14 protein-coding genes are annotated in these 20658 nt (G+C 73.7%); 10 read left to right on the top strand and 4 right to left on the bottom strand.

Annotation, left to right across the window (positions count from 1 at the left end; all coding sequences use genetic code 11):
- Nucleotides 1–999 precede the first annotated feature (999 nt).
- Nucleotides 1000–2679, top strand: coding sequence for a hypothetical protein (locus OV079_RS44500; RefSeq protein ID WP_267775918.1), 1680 nt, complete (start codon nt 1000–1002; stop codon nt 2677–2679).
- Between the two features lie 19 nt (nt 2680–2698).
- On the opposite strand, the gene OV079_RS44495 is transcribed toward OV079_RS44500, so the two are convergent.
- A complete protein-coding gene (locus OV079_RS44495; protein WP_267775917.1) occupies nt 2699–3559 on the bottom strand; it encodes an alpha/beta fold hydrolase in 861 nt (286 codons plus the stop codon).
- Nucleotides 3560–4177: 618 nt separating this feature from the next.
- Between OV079_RS44495 and OV079_RS44490 the strand changes: the two genes are divergently transcribed.
- The 7 genes from OV079_RS44490 (at nt 4178) to OV079_RS44460 (ending at nt 12273) form a co-directional block, all read left to right on the top strand.
- A complete protein-coding gene (locus OV079_RS44490) occupies nt 4178–5071 on the top strand; it encodes a hypothetical protein (protein ID WP_267775915.1) in 894 nt (297 codons plus the stop codon).
- A 41-nt stretch (nt 5072–5112) separates the two neighbouring features.
- Entirely contained in the window at nt 5113–6462 is a 1350-nt protein-coding gene (gene xseA / locus OV079_RS44485; protein ID WP_267775914.1) for an exodeoxyribonuclease VII large subunit, read from the top strand.
- A 200-nt stretch (nt 6463–6662) separates the two neighbouring features.
- Nucleotides 6663–8279 (top strand): SulP family inorganic anion transporter, encoded by a 1617-nt coding sequence (locus OV079_RS44480; protein WP_267775912.1) that lies wholly within the window; start codon nt 6663–6665, stop codon nt 8277–8279.
- A 358-nt stretch (nt 8280–8637) separates the two neighbouring features.
- Nucleotides 8638–9519: a penicillin-insensitive murein endopeptidase gene (locus OV079_RS44475; protein ID WP_267775910.1), complete on the top strand. Its 882-nt coding sequence runs from the start codon at nt 8638–8640 to the stop codon at nt 9517–9519.
- 199 nt (nt 9520–9718) lie between these two features.
- The gene (locus tag OV079_RS44470; protein ID WP_267775909.1) at nt 9719–10498 is read left to right on the top strand and encodes an SDR family NAD(P)-dependent oxidoreductase; all 780 of its coding nucleotides are present in this window, start codon (nt 9719–9721) and stop codon (nt 10496–10498) included.
- Nucleotides 10499–10645: 147 nt separating this feature from the next.
- Nucleotides 10646–11428, top strand: coding sequence for a crotonase/enoyl-CoA hydratase family protein (locus tag OV079_RS44465; RefSeq protein WP_267775907.1), 783 nt, complete (start codon nt 10646–10648; stop codon nt 11426–11428).
- Nucleotides 11429–11745: 317 nt separating this feature from the next.
- On the top strand, nt 11746–12273 hold the full coding sequence (locus tag OV079_RS44460; RefSeq protein WP_267775905.1) for a Csp1 family four helix bundle copper storage protein: 528 nt from the start codon (nt 11746–11748) through the stop codon (nt 12271–12273).
- Between the two features lie 175 nt (nt 12274–12448).
- Here the strand turns inward: OV079_RS44460 and OV079_RS44455 are convergent, their stop codons facing one another.
- Nucleotides 12449–12943: an endonuclease V gene (locus OV079_RS44455; RefSeq protein ID WP_267775904.1), complete on the bottom strand. Its 495-nt coding sequence runs from the start codon at nt 12941–12943 to the stop codon at nt 12449–12451.
- A 608-nt stretch (nt 12944–13551) separates the two neighbouring features.
- Between OV079_RS44455 and OV079_RS44450 the strand changes: the two genes are divergently transcribed.
- Nucleotides 13552–15183, top strand: a complete 1632-nt coding sequence (locus OV079_RS44450; RefSeq protein ID WP_267775902.1) for a WD40 repeat domain-containing protein — start codon at nt 13552–13554, stop codon at nt 15181–15183.
- Between the two features lie 90 nt (nt 15184–15273).
- Here the strand turns inward: OV079_RS44450 and OV079_RS44445 are convergent, their stop codons facing one another.
- Together OV079_RS44445 and OV079_RS44440 are read right to left on the bottom strand one after the other, a co-directional pair.
- Nucleotides 15274–16278, bottom strand: coding sequence for an LIC_10091 family protein (locus OV079_RS44445; RefSeq protein ID WP_267775901.1), 1005 nt, complete (start codon nt 16276–16278; stop codon nt 15274–15276).
- A 50-nt stretch (nt 16279–16328) separates the two neighbouring features.
- The gene (locus tag OV079_RS44440; protein ID WP_267704743.1) at nt 16329–16601 is read right to left on the bottom strand and encodes a hypothetical protein; all 273 of its coding nucleotides are present in this window, start codon (nt 16599–16601) and stop codon (nt 16329–16331) included.
- Between the two features lie 92 nt (nt 16602–16693).
- On the opposite strand from OV079_RS44440, the gene OV079_RS44435 reads away from it, so the two are divergent.
- Entirely contained in the window at nt 16694–20371 is a 3678-nt protein-coding gene (locus tag OV079_RS44435; RefSeq protein ID WP_267775900.1) for a protein kinase domain-containing protein, read from the top strand.
- Nucleotides 20372–20658: the final 287 nt, after the last annotated feature.

Raw genomic sequence — 20658 nt, 5'->3', positions numbered from 1 at the left:
CCGCGCGCCCCCATGCCGGCCCCCCCATGCCGGCCCCGGCCCGTGGCCGCTCGGGCTGGTCGCCGGCGCCGTCGCGGCGCTGGTGCTGGTCCCCGGCTACGGGGCGCACGGCCTGTGGTCGCAGGGCGAGATCGGGGCGCTGCAGCGCGCCCAGGCGGCCCTCGGCGCCGCGCTCTCGGGCCTGGAGCGCAGCCCGTGGCTGCCCGACGCCCTGCGGACGCAGGCGCTCGCGCTCACCGGCGACCCGGCGGCCATCCGCCTGCCCGGCGCGATCGCCACCTGCGTCCTCGTCGCGCTCGCCGCCGGCCTGGCCCGCGCGCTCGGCCTGTCGCCGACGATCGCCCTGCTCGCCGGCGCCTTCGCCCTCGGATTCCCGCTGTCGCTCACGCAGGGCCGCCTGGCCCTCGGCGACCCGGTCGGCGAGCTGGCCGCCACCGCCGCCGCCCTGCTCCTCGCCGCCGCCCTCGCCAGCCCCCGCCTCGCCCGCGGCCTCGCCCTCGCCGCCGCCGGGGCCGGAGCCCTCGCCCTGGCCGCCACCGCCTCCGGCCTGTGGCTCGGCGTGGCCCTGCCGCTGGCCGCCGCGGCGCTGTGGGGGCCTGCCTCTTCGGACATGTCCGTGGGGACATTGCCTTCGGGGCATGGCGCGGAGGACATGTCCGAGAGGGCAGCCTCGACGCGCCCCGTCGACCCGGCCTCCGCGCCAGGCTCCTCGCTCGCCGGCCCCGCCTCCTCGGCCGCTCCGTCCTCCGCGCTCGCCGCTCGCACGTCACCTGTCCCTTCGGACCTGTCCCCGCCGCCATCCGCCCTCCAGCGCCCGCTGCGGCTGGTGCTGGTCGCCGGCGCGCTGGCGGCCGCCGGCGTCGCGGGCTTTTTGGCCTATCACCAGCAGGAGGGCTACATCCCCGCGCTCGGGGCGGCCAAGGACCTCGCGCTGCGCGAGCGGCCGCACATCCGGGGCTTCCACGCCGCGCTCGAGGACTGCGGCTACCAGCTGTTCCCGTGGCTGCCGCTGGTCCTGCTCGGCCTGCTGCAGCCCGGCGCGCGCGCTGGCCGGCGCTGTGGTTCGCCGTCGGCCTCGCGCTGGTCAGCGCCTCCTCGCTGCTGTACGGCGCGCGGGCGGTGCCGCTGACCGTGCCCGCCGCCGTCCTCGCCGCGGCCGCGTTCGCCCGCCTCGTGTCCGCGCGGACCCCCGCGGCGGCCCGCCGGCTGGCCCTCGTGCTCGCCCTCGCGGGTTGCTGGATCTTCGCCAAGGACGCCCGCCGCACCCCCAGCCGGATCGGCGCCGCCCTGGTGCCCGCGCGCGGCGAGCACAACTACCCCGCCGCCGACCTCGGCGCCGCCGACCTGCTGGCCGGCCTCGCCGGCGGGGCCGCGCTCGCGCTTGTCCTTTCGGCCATGTTCTCCGCGCCAGGTCCCGGAGGACAGGGCGCTTCACGCATGTCCCAAAGGCTATACCTGGCGCGCACCCGCCTGCCCGCCTGGCTGCCGGCCGCGGTCATGATCGCCTGCCTGGGCCGCCAGACGTGGAGCTACGGCCGCGACCTGCTGCCGCGGACCAGCGAGCAGTTCTCGCTGCTGCGCCCGCTGACGCGCTGGGCCGCGTGGGCCGAGGCCGGGTCGCTGCCGCCGACGCTCGGCGTCCACCGGGTCACCGACCCCGGCCTCGACCTCTACGGCCCGGCCGCCGACCGGCGGGTCCCGCTGGCCACCCGCGAGGCGCTCGGCGGCGCGCTGCGCCAGCCGGCCCCGGCGGCGGCGCTGATCCGCACCAGCGAGCTGGCCGCGCTGCACCAGACCGCCCGCGCCGCCGGCTTCCCGCTGTACGTGCTCGACGCCAGCAACCGCGACGTCCTGCTGGTGGCCAACACCCTGCCGCCCGGCGAGACCGACGTGAACCCGATCCGCCGGGTCCTGTTCGACGAGCCGCCGCAGCTGGCCCACCAGACGCTGGTGCGCTTCGACGACTTCGTCGAGGTGATCGCGTGGGAGTGGGACGAGCCGGTCGTGCGTGGCCGCGACGTCGAGCTGCGGGTGGTCCTCCGCCCGCTCAAGGCCATGCCGAGCGGCAGCAAGATCACCGTGCGCCTGCAGCAGGGCCGGCTGTCGCGCGTCAACCCGATGCCTCACGACCTGGTCGAGAACATCTACCCGCCGCAGTACTGGCGCCCCGGCGATTATCTGCTGCACCGCTTCCGCGTCCACGTGCCGACGCTCGAGATCGTGCCCGGCCCGCACGAGGTGGTGATCGGCATGCGCCGCACCGAGAGCACCAATTATGAATTACGGTCCCCGAGGGCGAGACGGGCGAGCACGGCGTGCGCGTGTTCGCCGGGCCGCACGAGTTCGCGGTCGTCGGCGAGCTGCAGGTCTGGTAGCGGCCGCACCTGTCCGCCGGGACAGATGCTCCCCGGCGCAGTCGTCGGCGACGGACCGCAGACAGGACGGGCACCGGGCCAGCGGCGACGGCCCGTGCTCGTCGGTGAAGCCGCGCAGATCATCCCGGGCCCCGCCCGCGCATGCACATGTCCTTCCGGACAGGCATCGCAGCGCCGTCAGGTCGCGGCCGCGCGCCCCGACGTGGCCGGCGCATCGCCGTGCCCGTCACGTCGCGCCCGCGCGACCCGACGTGGCTGGCGCATCGCAGCGCGCGTCACGTCGCGCCCGCGCGCCCCGACGTGACCGGCGACCGCCGTGCCGTTCACGTCGCGGCCGCGCGCCGCGACGTCGTGCGCACGAACGCGGCGATGTGCTGCGCGCTGGCCTCGGGGTGCTGGTGATGCGGCCCGTGGCCGGCGGACGGGTACGTCAGCAGCTGCACCGTCGGCAACGTCCCGTTCAGCGCGTACCAGTTCTCCACGGGAAAAATGATGTCGTGGTCGCCGGCGATGTGGAGGATCGGCACCGTCGTGGCCCGCAGCGCCTCGAGCACCGGCAGCGCGGGGAAGATCGGCGCAGCGTGATCGGAGGACAGGTTGGCGCGGGCGAACTCGACCGGCACCGGCGGGCTGCGGTCCTGGGTGCGGGCGGCGATCCGGTCGGCCGAGCGCCGCGCGGCCGCCCGGCTCTCGGGCGAGCGCGGCTCGAAGAACAGGATCACCTCGTCCTCGAAGTCGTTGACCTCGCGCGCCGCGGTCGTGAAGAACAGCTCCTCCGCGGGCTTGACGATCGGCCCCGGCGGCGTGGTCCCGAGCAGCACCGCGTGGCTCACGTGCGTCGCGTGCAGCGCGACCACCACCTGGGCGACGAGGCCCCCGAGCGACCAGCCGCCGATCACCACCTCGCGCAGCCCGAGCGCCTCGATCAGGTCGCGCGGGTCGTTCGCCATCATGAACGGGTTGTAGGTGGCGGTCCCGCTCGACAGGCCGAGGCCGCTGTAATCGAACGTGATCACGCGAAAGCCCGCGGCCGCCAGCGCGTCGAGGAAGGCGGGGTCCCAACAGTCCAGGTTGCCGCGGAAGCGCGTGCAGAGGAGGAGCGGCTGGCCCTCGCCGAGCGTCCGATACGCCAGACGGCGGCCGTTCGTCTCGATGAACTGGGTGGGTGCGTCGATCGCAGGCATGGTGCCGGTGTAGCGAGCTCCGCAACGGCGTGAAACCCGACCAAGGTCGGGGTGCGGCCTGACGACGATCGCGTGAATCGAAGGTCGGGCGAGCAGCGGAGCCCGGCGCCCGTGGTGCCATCAATGGCTCCCTTGTTCTTTATCAAAAGACACCGCTGAATCACGACCGACATGATTACCCGATTGCGATCGCGTCGCCCCCGCGGCGCCGCGGTCCAGCTCGAGAGGGGGAGGCAGCCGGGCGCGGGACGGGGTCGGCGCGCGAGCGCCGCGCGATCTCCTCGGACGCCGCACGGACCCGGGACCGCCGAGAAAAGCCCGTCCCGCGCCGCCCGACGGTCGTGGCGGCGGAGGCCGATCGCGGTGACGGATCGCCGGCCTGGCGGCCACCGCCCCGCCCGGACTGTCCGAAAAGACATGCTATGAGCCGTTCGACGCCGCGGCGCTCTCGGTCCATGCACGAACAAACATGTCTCTCAGGACATTTTGCATCCCCGCCGACTGGTGCCAATCGAGGCGGCTCGGCGGATTCCGAGGCAGTCACCGGGGAAGCTTCCTGAACACAACGCGGTAAACACGCAGCATTCGCGCGTTTTTGCGTCGTGATAGCTTCCGGCGATGCGGAAACATCGTCTCGCCTCCCCTGCATTCACCTTCCTGCTTGCGATCGCCGGTTGCGGCGACCCGGCTGCTGTCACCGACACGCTCGCCACCGATACGAGCACCACGACCGGCACCGGCACCGATACGACCACCGGCACGCCGCCGACCACCACGGACAAGCCGACCGGCACCACCGACGAGCCGACCTCGACGTCGACCACCGAGCCGGGCACCTCGACCACCACGTCGACGACCGACCCGATCACCGGCACCACCGATCCGGGCACCACCACCTCGACCGATACGACGGCGACCACCGATACCACCGACGCGACGACGAGCACCACGACCGACGCGACGACCGACACCACCACCACGACCACCGACGCGACGACCGACACCTCCACCACGACCACCGACGCGACGACCGACACCACCACCACGACCACCACCGACACCACGACCGACACCACGACCGACGCGACGACCGACGCGACGACCGACACCTCCACCACCTCCACGACCGACACCACCACCGACACCACCACCACGACCACCGGCGAGGAGCCCCCGTGCACCCCGGGCGAGGCGCTGTGCGTCTGTCTCAACAACACCTGCAACAACGGCGCGGAGTGCCTCCTCGGCGAGTGCCCCGAGCTCACCGGCCTGTGCGACTGGGAGGGCGACGGCGAGTGTGACGAGCCCTTCCTGTGCGACGAGGGCACCGACCCGTTCGACTGCTGCGCCACCCCGAACGACGGCACGTGCGAGGAGCACAACTTCCCCGGCGGCACCTGCTCCAAGGGCTCCGACTTCTGGGACTGCGGCTACTGCCCGTGGGTCGACGACGGCGAGTGCGACGACGGCATCTACTGCCCCGTGGGCTCGGACGTGAACGACTGCGCGTGACGCCGCCCGCGCGGGCGGGGCTCTGCTAGCCTCGTCCGCGCATGGCCCCCGTCGCCCCGCACGTCTTCGCCGTCAGCGAGCTGGTCAACCGCGCCCACCGCAGCATCGAGCAGCAGTTCCCGCCGCTGTGGGTGGAGGGCGAGATCACCAACCTGCGGCTCGTCAACAGCGGCCACGCCTACTTCACGCTGCGCGACAGCCACGCCGTCCTGCCGGTGGCGATGTGGCGCAGCGCCCTCTCGCGCCTGCGCCACCGCCTGGCCGACGGCCAGCTGTTCCGCGTCTACGGCCGCCTCGGCATCTACGCCGCGCAGGGCAAGTTCCAGCTGTACGCCGAGCGGGCCGAGCCGGCCGGCCTCGGCGCGCGCATGCAGCAGCTCGAGCAGCTCAAGGCCAAGCTGGCGGCCGAGGGTCTGTTCGCGCGCGAGCGCAAGCGGCCGGTGCCCGCCTGGCCGCGGATCGTCGGCGTCGTCACCTCGGCCAGCGGCGCGGCGATCCACGACATCCTCAAGGTCGCGCGGCGCCGCTGTCCGGTGCGGATCCTCCTGTCCCCCGCGCAGGTGCAGGGCGAGGACGCCGCCTTCAGCCTGGTGCGCGCGCTGCTGCGACTGCAGCGGCGGCCGGGCGTCGACGTGATCATCGTCGGCCGCGGCGGCGGGGCCCAGGAGGACCTGTGGGCCTTCAACGACGAGGGCCTCGCGCGGGCCGTCGCCGCGTGCCCGGTGCCCGTCGTGTCCGCGGTCGGTCACGAGGTCGACATCACGATCTGCGACTTCGTCGCCGACCTGCGCGCCGCCACGCCGTCGCACGCCGCCGAGCTGGTGGTCCCCGACCGCGATGGCTACCTCTCGCGCCTGCATCACGTCGAGCGTCGCCTCGTCCTCGCCACCAAACGCCGCGTCCTCGACGAGCGCGGCCGCCTCGAGCTGCTCACGCGGCGCCTCGCCGCCGCCGGCCATCGCCTCGTCCTCGCGCCGCGCCGTCGCCTCGACGCCCTGCTCGCGCGCCTCGGCAACCAGCACCCGCGCGCTCGCCTCGCCCGCGACCGCCGCCTGCTCACCGCCTTGCACGCGCGCCTGCTGGCCCAGCACCCGCGCCACCGGCTCGACCGCGCTCGCCGCCGTCTCCTCGCCGCCGAGCTCGCCCTGCGTGAGCGGGCCCGGGTGCTGGCACAACCGGCGCGCCTGCGCCTCGCTCGTGCGGCCGCGGCGCTGAACGCCCTGAGCCCGCTCGCCGTGCTGCAGCGCGGGTTCGCGGTCGTCAGCACGGACGCGGGCGTCGTCACCGACGTCGCCCAGGTCGCCGCGGGCGAGGCCGTCCGCGTGGAGCTCGCGCGCGGGGCCTTCGCGGCGCAGGTCACCGCTGTCGAACCGGTGAAAGTCCCTTCATGATGAAGTTCGGTTCATCGCCGTTCGCCCGCTGCGGCCTGCGGACCTGAATCGGCCGCGCCGCGCCGCGCGGGCGGATGAATCCTGTCCTGGCTCTCTTGAACCGCGCTTCTGCTCTCGACTAGGCTGAGCCTCGGGTCTCCACACGAACGGCGTACGTCGCCGTCTGTCTCGTGGGACATGTCTTCAAGGACAGCATCGCAATGAGCAACCGCAACGTCCCCGCCGACGGGCTCGCCGGCCTGCGTCAGAACCTGCAGTCGGACCTGGTGGCCGGCTTCCTCGTCTTTTTGATCGCGCTCCCGTTGTCGCTGGGGATCTCGATGGCCAGCGGGTTCCCGCCGGTCGCCGGCATCTTCACCGCGATCATCGGCGGCCTGGTCGTCAGCCTGTTCATGGGCGCGCGGGTCACGATCAAGGGGCCGGCGGCCGGCCTCATCGTCATCGCGCTCGGCTGCATCGAGGAGCTGAGCCGGGGCGTCCCGCCGACGCTCGGCTATCAGTACGCCCTGGCGGTGATCGTCGCGGCCGGCGTGATCCAGATTATCTTCGGCCTGATCCGCGCCGGCGTCATGGCCGACTTCTTCCCCTCGGCGGCGGTGCACGGGATGCTGGCGGCGATCGGCATCATCATCGCCTCCAAGCAGATGCACATCATGGTCGGCGTCGACCCGACGGCCAAGACCCCGCTCGGCCAGATCGCCGAGCTGCCGCAGCGGATCCTCGACAACAACCCCGAGATCGCGCTCATCGGCCTGCTCAGCCTCGCCATCCTCGTCATCATGCCGCGGCTGCGGCACCCGCTGGTGCGCAAGATCCCCGCGCCGCTGGTCGTGCTGCTGCTCAGCATCCCGCTCGGCATCTACTTCGACCTCGACCACGAGCACAACTACAGCTTCGCCGGCCACGAGTACCACCTCGCGCCGACCATGCTGGTCAACCGGCTCGACAACCTGCTCGGGATGGTCACGTTCCCCGACTTCTCGAACCTGGGCAATTGGACCTCGATCAAGTGGATCATCGCCTTCGCGCTGGTCGGCAGCATCGAGTCGGTGGCCAGCGCCAAGGCGGTCGACACCCTCGATCCTTTCAAGCGCAAGTCGGACTTCAACCGCGACCTGCTGGCCGTGGGCGTCGGCAACACCGCCGCCGGCATGATCGGCGGTCTGCCGATGATCTCGGAGATCGTGCGCTCCTCGGCCAACATCAACAACGGCGCCAAGACCCGCTGGGCCAACTTCTTCCACGGCGCCTTCCTGCTCGGCTTCGTCGTCCTCGCGCCCGGGCTCATCCACATGATCCCCAAGGCCGCGCTGGCGGCGATGCTGGTGTTCACCGGCTTCCGCCTGGCCCACCCGCGCGAGTTCATCCACACCGCGCAGGTCGGCAAGGACCAGCTGCTGGTGTTCCTCGTCACCATCGGCGTCACCGTCGGCGAGGACCTGCTGCTCGGCATCTTCGCCGGCATCTTCACCAAGCTGCTGCTGCACATCGTCCGCGGCGCCCCGCTCAGCGCGCTGTTCAAGCCCGACCTCGAGATCCGCGACGAGGGCGCGAACACGACTCGCATCACCGCGCGCAAGGCCGCGATCTTCAGCAACTACATCGGCCTCAAGCGCGCCATCGATCGCGTGCCCGCGCCGCGCAACGTCGTCGTCGACCTGCAGGCCACGCGGCTCGTCGACCACACCGTGATGGAGCGTCTGCACGAGCTCGCGCGCGACATGGAACACGAGGGACGCGAACTGACAGTCGTGGGTCTCGAAGGCCACAAGCCCGTGTCGGGCAATACGCTGGCTGCGCGAACGCGGGCTGCATGAACTCGATTTCGGCGAACGGCGCGCGCCGTTCGTCGAAAACTTGATTTGCGTCTCGTCGAGGGGTTGCGCCCCCCGATGCTTCCTCCATAGACTGCCAACTCCCCGCAGCAGCCTCTGCGGGGATCTGCAGGGAGACCCATCGATGCGTGACGCAGCGGATAAGCTCTCTCCACGACCCCCGGCGCAGCGCTGGACGCTGTACGCCGCGCTCACCGCCGGGCTCGGTCTCGTCACTTGCGTCGCCGTGCCGGCGAAAGACAATGCGCCGATGGCGGTGCAATCGGTGCTCGCCGCGGGGGCCGATCTCCCCGCAACGTCAATCCCACCGGCGCGCGCCCCGACCGACGATATCCCACCCGTGATTTCGGCCTCGGCGGATTCCGCGAATGCGCAATCGGGGCCCCAGACCCCCGCGCTCGCCGGCGATCCGTCCGAGATCGAGGACACAGCGGTCGCGCTCGCTGACGAGCCGCTGCGCGAGGTGTTCTGGACCGCGCACGAGAACATGTCGCTCGACGCGCTCGCCATCGCCTGGGGCATCAAGGCCGCACAGCTCAGCGAGCTCAACCCGGAGCTCGACCGCGAGGCCCCGGTCGGCGAGGGCACCAAGCTGCTGGTCTACCGCCACGACCCCGAGCACCCGCCGCAGTCGATCGGCTCGCCCAACCGCGGCAAGCTGCGCAACGGCATGCCCCTGCCCGAAGGGCCAGGTTGGCGCCTGCGCACCCACCGGCCGCGCACCTACGGCACCGTCAACACCATCCGCGCGCTGGTCGACGCCTTCGAGGACTTCGGCGAGCGCTACCCCGACGGCCCGAAGATCCGCGTCGGCGAGCTGGCGCGCCGCACCGGCGGCCGCGTGCCCCCGCACCGCTCGCACCGCTCCGGCCGCGACATCGACATCGGCTACATCTTCCACGGCATCGATGACGGCGAGCACCGCTGGAAGTACATGAACGTCCGCAACTTCGACGCCGAGAAGAACTGGGCCCTGGTCCAGGAGCTGCTCGAGACCGACCAGGTGCAGACGATCTACATCGCCAAGAAGCTGCAGAAGCTGCTGCACAAGGAGGCCCAGAAGCACCTCCCGCCCGAGCAGCTGGCCGCCCTGTTCGAGTACCCGAAGACGCCCGAGAGCCCGCACGCGAAGATCCAGCACTGGCGCGGCCACTCGAACCACATGCACGTCCGCTTCCTCTGCGAAGAGGGCAACCGCCGCTGCAGCGCCCGCAGCAAGTGAGCGACGCGGCGCGGCACGCCCCGAGCAGCCGGCGCATCGCGCCGCTCCTCGGGGCGCGGCGCTTCACGCTCGTGCAGGCCTGCAGCTGAATTCGGCTCGCCGCCGAGATTCGGCGCTCCGGCGGACCCGGCCGGGGGCTCGACCTCACGCCCCGGCGGCTTGCCCGCACGGCCCGGCGTTTGCGACGCTGGGCCGCGTCATGTCCGCCAAGCCCATCATCGATCTCAGCGACAAGGTAGCGATCGTCACCGGTTCGAGCCGCGGGATCGGGCGGGCGATCGCCGAGCACCTGGCCCGCGCCGGCGCGCGGGTGGTCATCTCGAGCCGCAAGCCGACCCCGTGCGACGAGGTCGCCGAGGCGATCCGCGGCGCCGGCGGGCAGGCGCTCGCGGTCCCGTGCAACATCTCGGAGAAGGCCCAGGTCGACGCGCTCGTCGATCGCACGCTGGCCGAGTGGGGCAAGGTCGACGTCCTCGTCTGCAACGCCGCCACCAACCCCTACTTCGGCTCGCTCGACGGCCTCGGCGACGAGGTCTTCCACAAGATCATGCACAACAACGTGCTGTCCAACCTGTGGCTGGCCAAGCGCGTGGCCCCCGGGATGATCGAGCGGCGCGACGGCGCGATCCTCATGATCTCGAGCATCGGCGGCCTGCGCGGCGACCCGCTGATCGGCGCCTACAACATGAGCAAGGCCGCCGACATGCAGCTCGTGCGCAGCCTCGCCGTCGAGTGGGGCCCGCACAACGTCCGCGTCAACGCCATCGCCCCCGGCCTGGTCAAGACCGACTTCGCCCGCGCCCTGTGGCAGAACCCCGACCTCAAGCAGCTGGTCGAGCGCCGCACCCCGCTCGGACGGATCGGCGACCCCGACGACATCGCCCCGCTCGCGGCCCTGCTGTGCTCCCCGGCCGGCTCGTTCATCACCGGCCAGGTCCTCGTCGCCGACGGCGGCGTCACCATCGCCGCGGCCTGGTGAGTGACCTGTCGTATCGAACATGTCCTGAAGCGCAGCCCATGACTGCGCCCGGGGCGAGCGCTCGGACAGCTCTGTTTGTCTGACGCCAGGCAGGCCGCTTCGGCCGCGCCGTCTCCGGCCCGCCGCGTTCTGGTCTATCCTCGCGGCATGTCCGTCCGTACCGAGCGCAACGGCCCCGTCACCACCGTCATCCTCGCCCGCCCCGAGCGGCGCAACGCGGTCGACGGGCCGACCGCGGCCGCGCTCGAGCAGGCCTTTCGCGAATTCGACGCCGATCCGGCGGCGCGCGTCGCCGTGTTGTGGGGCGAGGACGGGCACTTCTGCGGCGGCGCCGACCTCAAGGCGTTGGCGAGCGGCGAGGCGAGCAACCAGCTCCACCTCGACGCCCCGGCCGACGCGCTCGGGCGGCCGGCGCCGATGGGGCCCACGCGGCTGCTCCTGCGCAAGCCGGTGATCGCCGCCGTCAGCGGCTACGCGGTCGCCGGCGGCCTCGAGCTCGCGCTGTGGTGCGACCTGCGGGTGGCAGACGCCGACGCGGTGTTCGGCGTGTTCTGCCGCCGCTTCGGCGTCCCGCTGATCGACGGCGGCACGGTGCGCCTGCCGCGGCTCGTCGGCATGGGCCGCGCGCTCGACCTGATCCTCACCGGCAGGCCGGTCGAGGCCGCCGAGGCGCTGGCGATCGGCCTCGTCAACCGCGTCGTCCCGCCCGGCCAGGCCCGCGCCGCCGCCGAGGCGCTGGCCGCCGAGATCGCCGCCTTCCCGCAGGAGTGCATGCAGGTCGACCGCCGCTCCACCTATGGCCAATGGGACATGTCCCTCGAGGAAGCCCTGCTCGCCGAGGGCCGCGGCGGCGCCGACGTGATCGCTCGCGAATCGATCGCCGGCGCCCGCCGCTTCGCCGCCGGCCAGGGCCGCCACGGCGCCGCCTGATTCCCCGTCGAGCCGCGAACACCGGCGAATCGACCGTCGACGAGGGCCACCACGGCGCAGCCCGAGCTGCCGTGGCGCCGCGCTCGTGCCTCGCCACCGACGGCGAATCGCCGCCGATCCAATCAGATGTCTCTTCAGACAGGCGACCTCTCGCGTTCGCGGCCGACATCCTCGCGGCGATGGCCTCCCGCTCACGCCGCGCCCCTCCTGGCGACTGCCGCGGCCTTCTCCGTCTAACAGAGTTTCGCGGCCGCCCAGGCCGTCGCCTCGCGCCTGCGTTGCCGCCCCCGCGCGATCGCCCCTATAGTCGCGCTCGCATGCAACGCCGCGAATTCGTCCTCGGGTCCCCTGCCGTCCTCGCCACCACCGCCTGCAGCAGCGCGCCCGACGAGCTGCCGCCGCCGCCGGCCAAGACGCCCGGCAAGACTACCGCCCCGCCGCCGGCCCCGGCCGTGCCGACCCCCGCGACCGCCGACCCGCACGCCGGCCACGACAGTCACGCCGGCCATCACGCGGGCGACGACGCCACCCTCACGGTCGCGGCCGAATGCCTCAAGACGGGTGAAGTCTGCGTGCAGCACTGCTTCGTCTTGCTGGGCCAGGGCGACACCAGCATGGCCGCCTGCGCCCGTTCGGCCCACGAGATGCTCGCCGTCACCCGGGCCTTGCTGGCCCTCGCGGCCGGGCCCTCCGATCAGCTCGCCGCCCAGGCCCGCGTCGCGCTCGCGGTCGGTGAGCGCTGCGAGGCCGAGTGTCGCAAGCACGAGGCCAAGCACCCGGCGTGTAAGGCCTGCGCCGAGTCGTGCGAGGCTGCCATCACCCGCTACCGCACCCTCGTCGGTTGAGCTCGCGGCCGCGGCCGCGGTAGCTTCGCCAGCGAGGAGCCCCGCGCCCTCGTCAGCCGCCCGTCATGGCATTCGCCTCCGCCCCTACGAGGTGTCGGGCGAGGCACCGCATTCATCCGCGATTGCGCGGATGACTCGGCCTCCTCCGCTCCCGCGATCGCGCGAGCCTCACCGCTCACCCACGACGGCACAGCTGATCGACCAGCCGCAGCAGCGTCGGCACCCGGTGCGGCCCGTGCATCGCTTGCACATGTGCGGCCGCCTCGTCGGCGCTCATGCCGAAGGCGGTGACGAACAGCGGCCGGCGGCTGTCGCCGCGCAGCACCTCGCGCGCGGGCGCCCCGCGGAACGGATTCTTGGCCACCCCGACCACGGGGGTCGCCTCGCCCAGCGCCCGGTACAGATGGACCCCGAGGCCGGGCCGGTCGGGTCCGAGCCACACGTGACCGTCGATCACGATCGTCGACGGCGGCGCCGGGCAGCGGCCCAGCGCCGCCAGCAGGCACGGCAGCTCGCGCATGAAAAACGCCCCGGGCTCGTACTCCGCGGCGGCCGGGCTCACCACGGTATAGCTCTCGAGGACATGTTCTTCGGACCATGTCTCGAAGAGCACGCAGGCGGTGACCGCCGCGTCCGGCCGGTAGTCGACGTCGAGCGCGGCGATCGCCACCCCTCGTCGATACCAGCTCACGGCCACGGGCGCGAGGCCCCGACGCATCGGGGGCCGTCATGGAGCGCGATCTCGCGCAGCGCCTCGGCCTCGCCGCGAGCTCCCATACAAAGTTACAGCGAAGAAGCGCCGGTTCGCCTCGCCGGCCGAGGCCGCGCGCGCCTCCCTGGCTGCGGATCAACACGGCGGCAGAGCCAGGTGGCGCGAGGGGAGGCTGCCGCGATCGCTTTCGACCGTCACGCCGAGTGACATGTCCACTTCGACATGTCCAGAAGTATCCGCGCGTACGAGGCCCATCACGCCCGCCGGGCGCCTTGTTGCGGCCCGGCAAACGAGATAATCCCTCGGACGTGACGACGACCAAGCCGCGCAGCAGATCGAGCCGGTCGACTGACAGTGATGCGAAGCCCGCCGGCGCTACGGCCAGGCGCAAATCGGCCGCCGGCGAGCAGACGAGCCCCCCTGCCACGAAGGCGACCACTACCGTCGTTGCGAAGAAGCGCAAGCCGAGCGCGGACGAATCGAAGGCCGCAGCCAAACCGACCGCGCGCGAGGCCGTCGCCATCTTGACCCCGCGTGCGCTGCGATCGCCAGGCCAGGCCGCGCCGGTGGCAGTGCCCTCGCGCTTCGCCGAATTCGCCGCGCGAGCGCCCGTGTCGGCGTGGGCCGACGCCAAGCGAGCCGTCACGATCACAGGCGACGATGCCCCGCAGCCCGTCGCGCTCAAGCTCCCCCGGGGCGCCGAGATCACCGGCGTCACTCTCGGTGACGAGGGCACCCGGCTCGGCGTGCGCGTCACCACGCCCGGGCAGGGCTCGCGTGTCCACGTGCTCGCGCCCGACGGCGCCGGCACCGTCCACGAGAATTGCGTCGCGGTCGGCTTCGGCCCGGACGGCGACTTCTACCTCGCGCGCCCCAAGGAGATCGTGCACCTCTCACGCGCCGGCGATTCGCTCGGCGAGCCGCGTCCGACCGGCGGCTACCTGGCGGCGCAGCTGCGCAGCGACGGCGCGGCGTGTTTTCCCAGCTACGGCCAGATCCGCGTGCTCCTCCCCGACGGCCGCGCCGTCGCGCTCACGGCCGGAACCGGCCCGGTCGCCGCGGTGCGGATGCACCCCACCCTGCCGCTCGTCGCCGGTCAATGGGTCGAGGAGGGCGTGCTCCGCGTGTTCGCGTGGGACGACTGCCGCGTCTTGCTCGAGGTCGCGGCCCCGTGGTGCCGCGGCGTCATGAGCCTCGCCTTCGCGCCCGACGGTCAGGCGATCGCGGCGATCGGGCCCGGCGTGAACGTCTATTCGCTGACGACCGGCGCCCCGGTGCTCGGATTGCCGGGCGGCCGCGAGATGACCGGCGGCTTCGTCGACGCGACGACGTTGCAGATCGGCGCCGGCCTGCGCTCGACGCATTCGCTCGGCGCGCCGGCGGAGCTCGCCGCCCCGGTGTTCTCGCTGGCGCTCGCGGGCGACGATCGTTTCGTGCGCGAGCGCGGCGGTGCGGTCGAGCTGGGGTCGATCGCGTCCGGCGAGCGGACGACCGCGCTGCCGGTGACCGGCGCGCAGCGGGTCGCGTTCGCCCGCGACGGCGCGATCGTGCTCGTGACCACCGGCGAGGCCACCCTCGCGCTCGACGCGGTCACCGGCGCGGAGCTGTTCCGCCGGCCGCACCTCGGCGAGGCCGCGGCAGACCTCGCAGTCGCACCCGACGGCGCCAGCTTCGTGGTCGCCGACGCGACCCTGACCCGCGTCGACCTCGACGGCTGGCGCCTCACCACCCTCGCCAGCGCGGACACCGGCTTCGCGGCGGTCGCCTGGAGCGGGACGACGATCACCGCCCGACGCGGCGACGTGATCGTCGCCATCGACGCGGACTCGGGCGCGCTCACGGCCGAGATGACCCCGGGCCGCGACGCCGGACCCGTCGTCGCCACCGCCGTGCTCGGCGAGTCCTTGCTCGCCGCCACCGACACCGCGCTGTTCGCCGCCCCGCTCGCCGGCGGGTCTCTGCGCGGCAAGCTCGTGCGCAGCGACCTCGCCGGCCCCATCGTCCCGAGCCGCGACGGCCGCCGCCTGTTCGTCCTGGTCACCCGCGGCGAAGCCACCGAGGCGCAGCTCCTCGATCCATCGCTGGCCCCGATCGCCCGCTTCCCCGCCGACGCCGTCACCGCCGCCGCCTTCGACCCCGCCGGCGCCCGCCTCGTCGTCAGCCGCGACGGCCAGCTCGAGCTCGTCGACCTGCCCTGATCCTCGCGGCCATCACATGTCCCAAGGGACATCTCAAATCGAGAATGGCACGACCCCGGCCGGCGCAACATTTCTTCGAGGACATCCACCTCACCGAATCACGGCACGCCCCGAGCGGCGCGCCGCAGCTCGTCGATCAACATGTCCCCGAGGACATATCATCATCAAGGCCGCGGCCGCCCCGGGTCGACCACGTGGACGCGCCGGCTGACCAGGTGTTCCCCCTTTAAATCCGCGGATCCGGTAGACCGAGCGGACCTTCGGGTTCTGCGCCCAGGCCTGGAAGTCGGCGCCCTGTTGCAGGATGTACTCGAAGCCTGCCGGGCGGCCCGGCAGCGTGCGCAGCACCTGCCCGCCCGCGAGCGGCAGCCCCTGCACGTTTTGCCGGAACTCCGGCGTGTACAAGAAGTACTGCTCGATGTTCGACAGATACAACAGCCCCACCCGCAGGCCCGCGGCCCGCAGCGCCTCGCCGACCGCGCGGACCGTGCCCGCGCGCGTGAAGTCGCCGCGCAGCGCGATCACCCGGTTCGCGCGCACCAGCCCGGCCACCCGGGCGTACAGCGTCGGGTCCGACAGCAACCACGCCCGGCCCTTGCTCGTCATGTGGCGCTGCAGCTCCGCGAAACGGCGAGCCACCCCCGGACGCGCGGCCACGAACGTCTCGACCAGCGCCTCGCCGCCGGCGGCCTCCACCAGCGCCAGCGCCTCGGCCTCGCCGGCCGGCGTCCACAGCCGCGAGAACTCGGCCGGGCCCGGCGCCGCCGCGAAGAAGGCGGCGTAGATCCGGTGCAGCGCCACGATCGCCGGGTCGAGGTCGATCAGCACCAGCGCCTGCGCGTCGGCCCACGCCGCGAGGATGTAGCCGGGGTCGGCGGCGACTGCCACCACGACCTCGCCGGTGTCCTGCACCGCGTCGGCGACGAGGTCGAGGTCGCGCTCGTTCGAGGCGAAGTAGTGCAGCCCGTTCGTCAGCGGCCCGGTGTCGGCGTCGGCGGCGAGGCTGCGGGCCGCCGCGGTGAATTCGTCGACGTCGGCGCGCGCCGCCGCGGGCAGCAGCGCGAGGGCGAACAGGGCCGGGAGGAGGCGGCGCACCCCGGCTCTACGCCCCACCGTTTGCGGTGATTCCACCGCAGCGGGTGCGCTCAGCCGTGGAAGCCGGTGCCGTCCCAGCGGTGCGCCGGGTCGGGGTAGAACAGCGCGCCGCCGGTGTCGCGATACTCCTGGCAGATCAGCACCAGCCACCCGCCGGGCACGCGGGTTCGATACGTCTCGATGTTGTTGCTGGCGGTGAGGCGCTCCCACACCACCTGGGGGCGCTTCATCCCGCGCTCGGTCCAGTAGGCCTCGCTGTTGGGGTCGCCTTCGGTCTCGTAGCCGCCCTCGTCTTCACCGCGCATCATGTTGCTGATCGCCATGGCGGGGCGATGGTGACATAGCCCGGCAACCCCGACCAGGGGGCCTGGACCATTGTCGCGTCCGCTCGGCTTTGGCATCTTCGAGGGGCCCCGTGCACAAGGACGCTCCGGCGGACGCCCCCGACGGCGACTCTTTCGCCGCGCAGTTCGCCGCGGCCGAGCCTCCGCGGCCGCGCGAGGCGCCCGCCGAGCACACGCGCGCCCGCCTGGCGGCCCAGCTCTTCGGCGCCGCGCTGCAGGTCCCGCCGCTCGGACCCTACGCCGTGCTCCGAGAGATCGGGCACGGCGCGATGGGCGTGGTCCACGAGGGCCGCGGCCCCGGCGGGCAGCAGGTCGCGCTCAAGACGCTGCGCCGGCCCGACCCCGCGGCGATCGCCCGGCTCAAGAAGGAGTTCCGCAACGTCGTCGACGTCGGCCACGCCAACCTCGTCGCGGTCTACGAGCTGGCCCTCGATCAGGCGCGCGGCGAGTGGTACATCGCCATGGAATATGTCCCCGGGGACAGCTGGCTGGCGCACCTGCGGCCGGCCGGCGAGCGCGCCCCCGAGGCCGTCCTGCGCGCCGCGCTGGGCCAGCTCGCCTCCGGCGTCTACGCCCTGCACCGCGCCGGCCTGCTGCACCGCGACCTCAAGCCGTCGAACGTGCTCGTCACCGCCGAGGGTCGGCTCAAGATCGTCGACTTCGGGCTCGCGCGGCTGGCCGACGGCGGTCACGAGGGCCTGGCCGGGACCGCCGGCTACCTCGCCCCCGAGCTCTTGGCCGGCGCCCCGCCCTCGCCCGCCAGCGACTGGTTCGCCGTCGGCGTGATGCTCTACGAGGCGCTCGCCGGCCGACGCCCGCGCGTCCCGCCCGGCCCGACCGCGATCGACGGCATCCCGGCCGACCTGCAGGCGCTCTGCCGCGATCTGTTGGCCGAGAACCCGGGCGCGCGCCCCAGCGGCCGCGACCTCCTGCTGCGCCTCGGCCTCGACGCCCCGCCCGCGCCCTCGCCCGTGTTCGTCGGCCGCGCCGACGAGCTGGCCGCCTGCGCCCGCGCCCTCGACGACGCGCCGGCCCTGCTGCTGCTCGTCGGCCCCTCGGGCGCCGGCAAGTCGGCGCTGCTCGCCCGCGTCGCCGCCGACCTCCACGACCGCCGCGGCGCCCTGGTCCTCCACGGCCGCTGCTACGCCGGCGAGTCGGTCCCCTACAAGGCGCTCGACGGGGTGGTCGAGGCGCTCGCCCAGCACCTCGAGACATGTTCTCCAGGACATGTCCTAAACGCCATGCCCGAAGAGGCAGCCGACTTGCGGCGCGTGTTCCCGGCGCTGCACCGGGCCGTCGGCGCCGTCGGCCTCGGCGAGCCGGTCGACGCCGCCCCGCGCGAGACCCGGCGGCGGGCGGTCGCGGCGCTGCGGCGGCTGCTCGCCGAGCTGGCGAGCGCGCGGCCGATCGTGCTGGCGATCGACGACCTGCAGTGGGGCGACGCCGACTCCGCGCGCCTGCTCGGCGAGCTGCTGGCCCCGCCCGATCCGCCGCCGATCGTCGTCGCCGCCAGCGTGCGCAGCGACGCCCGGCCCGGCTCGGCGTTCTTCGCCGAGCTCGACGCCGCCCCGCTGGCGTGCCCGATCCACGAGGTCGAGCTCGCCCCGCTCGGACCCGCCGAGGCCGAGCGCATGGCCGCCACCATCCTGGCCGAAGGGCCAGGTCGCGGCGACGACCCGGGCCTGCGTCAGCGCCTGGCCGCCGCGATCGCCCGCGAGTCGCAGGGCAGCCCGCTGTTCATCGAGGCCATGGCGCAGCGCCTGGGCGACGGCGCCGAGGGGGTCGCGACCTCGCTCGACGGCGCGCTGCAGGCCGAGGTCGCCGCGCTCGAGCCCGGCGAGCGGCTCGCGCTCGAGCGCCTGGCCGTCGCCGGTCGGCCGTTGCGCCGCGACCTCGCGCTGCCCCGCGAGCTCGGGGCCGCGGCCGCGCGGGTGCTCGACGGCGCCGCCCTGGCGGTCCTCGGCGCGCGCCGGCTGGTCCGCCCGTGCGGCGAGGGCGACAGCGTCGAGACCTACCACGACCGCGTGCGCGAGGTCGTGCTGCACCGCCTCGGCGCCGCCGGCCGCCGCGACCACCACCGCGCCCTCGCCCGCGCCCTCGCGGCCGCCCCCGACCCCGACCCCGACGAGCTGGTGCTGCACTGCCACGGCGCCGACGACCTGCCGCTGGCCAGCCGCTGGGCCCTGCGCGCCGCGGAGCGGGCCGCCGCCGCCCTCGCGTTCGCCCGGGCCGCCAGCCTGTACGAGAAGGCCCTGTCCTGGGGGACATATCCTCCAGAACATGTCCTCAAGTACACCATCGCCCGCGCCGACGCGCTGGTGTACGCCGGCCGCTGCGCCGAGGCGGCGCCCGTCTACCTCACCGCCGCCGCGCTGGCCCCCGATCGCCTGCAGGAGCTCGAGCTGCGCGGCCGCGCCGTCGAGCACTACCTGGTGTCCGGCCGCGTCGACGCCGGCCTGCACGTGCTCGGCCCGCTGGCGCACGAGCTCGGCCTGCCGTTCCCGGCCACCTCGGCCGGCACCGCGCTGCGCCTGGTCGGCGAGCTCGCCCGCCTCGCGATCGCCCGCCGCCGGGCCCCGCGCGAGCCCGTGGCCGCCGAGGACGTCGCCGCCGAGCTGCGGCTGCGCATCGATCTCTGCTGGTCGGCCGGCAAGGGCCTCGGCTTCATCGACCCGATCCGCGCCGCCGCGATCTCGGCCCAGGGCCTGCGCCTCGCCCTCGCCAGCGGCGAGCCGCGGCGGATCGCCCGCGCCGCCGCGTACCTCACCATCGTCGACATCAACGCCCCCGACCCGCGCCGGGCCAGCGCCGCCGCCCGCGAGCTGGCCCTCGCCCGCGGCCTCGCCACCCGCCTGTCCGACCCTCACCTCACCGGCCTCACCACGATCCTCACCGGCGTCGCCGCCCTCAACAACGGCCAATGGCGCCGCGCCCTCGCCGGCGTCGAGTCCGGCGCCGACCTCCTGCGCGCCCGCTGCGTCGACGTCCACTGGGAGCGGGCGATCGCCCACGCCATGGCGATGCACGCCCACCTCATGCTCGGCGACTTCGCCGGCCTGCGCGCCCGCGCCGAGTCGTGGCAGCACGAGGCCGAGGACATCGGCGACCGCTTCGCCCTCGTGGTAGCGATCCTCTACACCGCCCACGCCGCGGTGGCCGCCGGCGAGCCCGCCCGCGCGCGCGCGGCTGTCCGCAAGGCCCTGTCCCTTTGGCCATACGAGGGCTTCTCGTTCCAGCACTGGCTCGCGCTCGGGGTCGAGGTCGACTGCGACCTCTACGACGGCCGCGGCCGCGAGGCCTGGGCGCGGGTCGAGCGGGCCTGGCCGGCCCTCGTCCGCTCGCAGCTGATGCGCATGCAGATCCCCCGGATCGACGCCCATCGCCTGCGCGCCAGCGCGGCCCTGGCCGCCGCCCGCGCCGGCCAGCGCGGCCTGATCCGGGCCGCCGCCGCCGACGCCGCCGTCCTCGCCGGCGAGCGCATCGAGCTGGCCCACGCCGCCGAGGACCTCATCCGCGCCCAGATCGCCGCGCTCCGCCGCCGGCCCGCCGCCGACCTGCTGCAGCGCGCCGCCGACCGCTTCACCGGCGGCAACATGCCCGCCCTCGCCGCCGCCGTCCGCCACGGCCACGACCGCCAGCTCGGCCGCCCCCCCACGGCCGCCGAGCTGGCCCTCGTCCGCTGCGGCGTGCGCGACCCGAGCCGCTGGTCCGCCACCGTCGCCCCTGCCCTCTACGCCATGCCCCAATGAACATGTCCAAACGGACATTCTCTATGAAGCATGTCCATCACGACATCCTCGAGCGCCGAGCCCGACCGCGGCGAGAACTCCGTGCCGCCCGTCCGCGAGAGCCTGTCCCTTACGACCTGTCCTCTCCAACTTCCCGCGTCGAGCTCCGCGCGGCCCGTCCGCGAGAGCCTGTCCCTTACGACCTGTCCTCTCCAACTTCCCGCGTCGAGCTCCGCGCCGCCCGTCCGCGAGAGCCTGCCCCTCACGACCTGTCATCTCGGACTTCCCGCGCCGAGCTGCGCGCCGCT

Source organism: Nannocystis pusilla, from assembly GCF_026626665.1.
In the GTDB taxonomy this organism is placed as follows: domain Bacteria; phylum Myxococcota_A; class Polyangia; order Nannocystales; family Nannocystaceae; genus Nannocystis; species Nannocystis pusilla.
This window is presented reverse-complemented; position numbering and strand designations above follow the sequence as displayed.

Coding starts and splice junctions, on each gene's coding strand:
- OV079_RS44495 (WP_267775917.1), bottom strand. CDS start 3,559: ATGCCTGCGATCGACGCACCCACCCAGTTCATCGAGACGAACGGCCGC.
- OV079_RS44490 (WP_267775915.1), top strand. CDS start 4,178: ATGCGGAAACATCGTCTCGCCTCCCCTGCATTCACCTTCCTGCTTGCG.
- xseA (WP_267775914.1), top strand. CDS start 5,113: ATGGCCCCCGTCGCCCCGCACGTCTTCGCCGTCAGCGAGCTGGTCAAC.
- OV079_RS44480 (WP_267775912.1), top strand. CDS start 6,663: ATGAGCAACCGCAACGTCCCCGCCGACGGGCTCGCCGGCCTGCGTCAG.
- OV079_RS44470 (WP_267775909.1), top strand. CDS start 9,719: ATGTCCGCCAAGCCCATCATCGATCTCAGCGACAAGGTAGCGATCGTC.
- OV079_RS44465 (WP_267775907.1), top strand. CDS start 10,646: ATGTCCGTCCGTACCGAGCGCAACGGCCCCGTCACCACCGTCATCCTC.
- OV079_RS44460 (WP_267775905.1), top strand. CDS start 11,746: ATGCAACGCCGCGAATTCGTCCTCGGGTCCCCTGCCGTCCTCGCCACC.
- OV079_RS44440 (WP_267704743.1), bottom strand. CDS start 16,601: ATGGCGATCAGCAACATGATGCGCGGTGAAGACGAGGGCGGCTACGAG.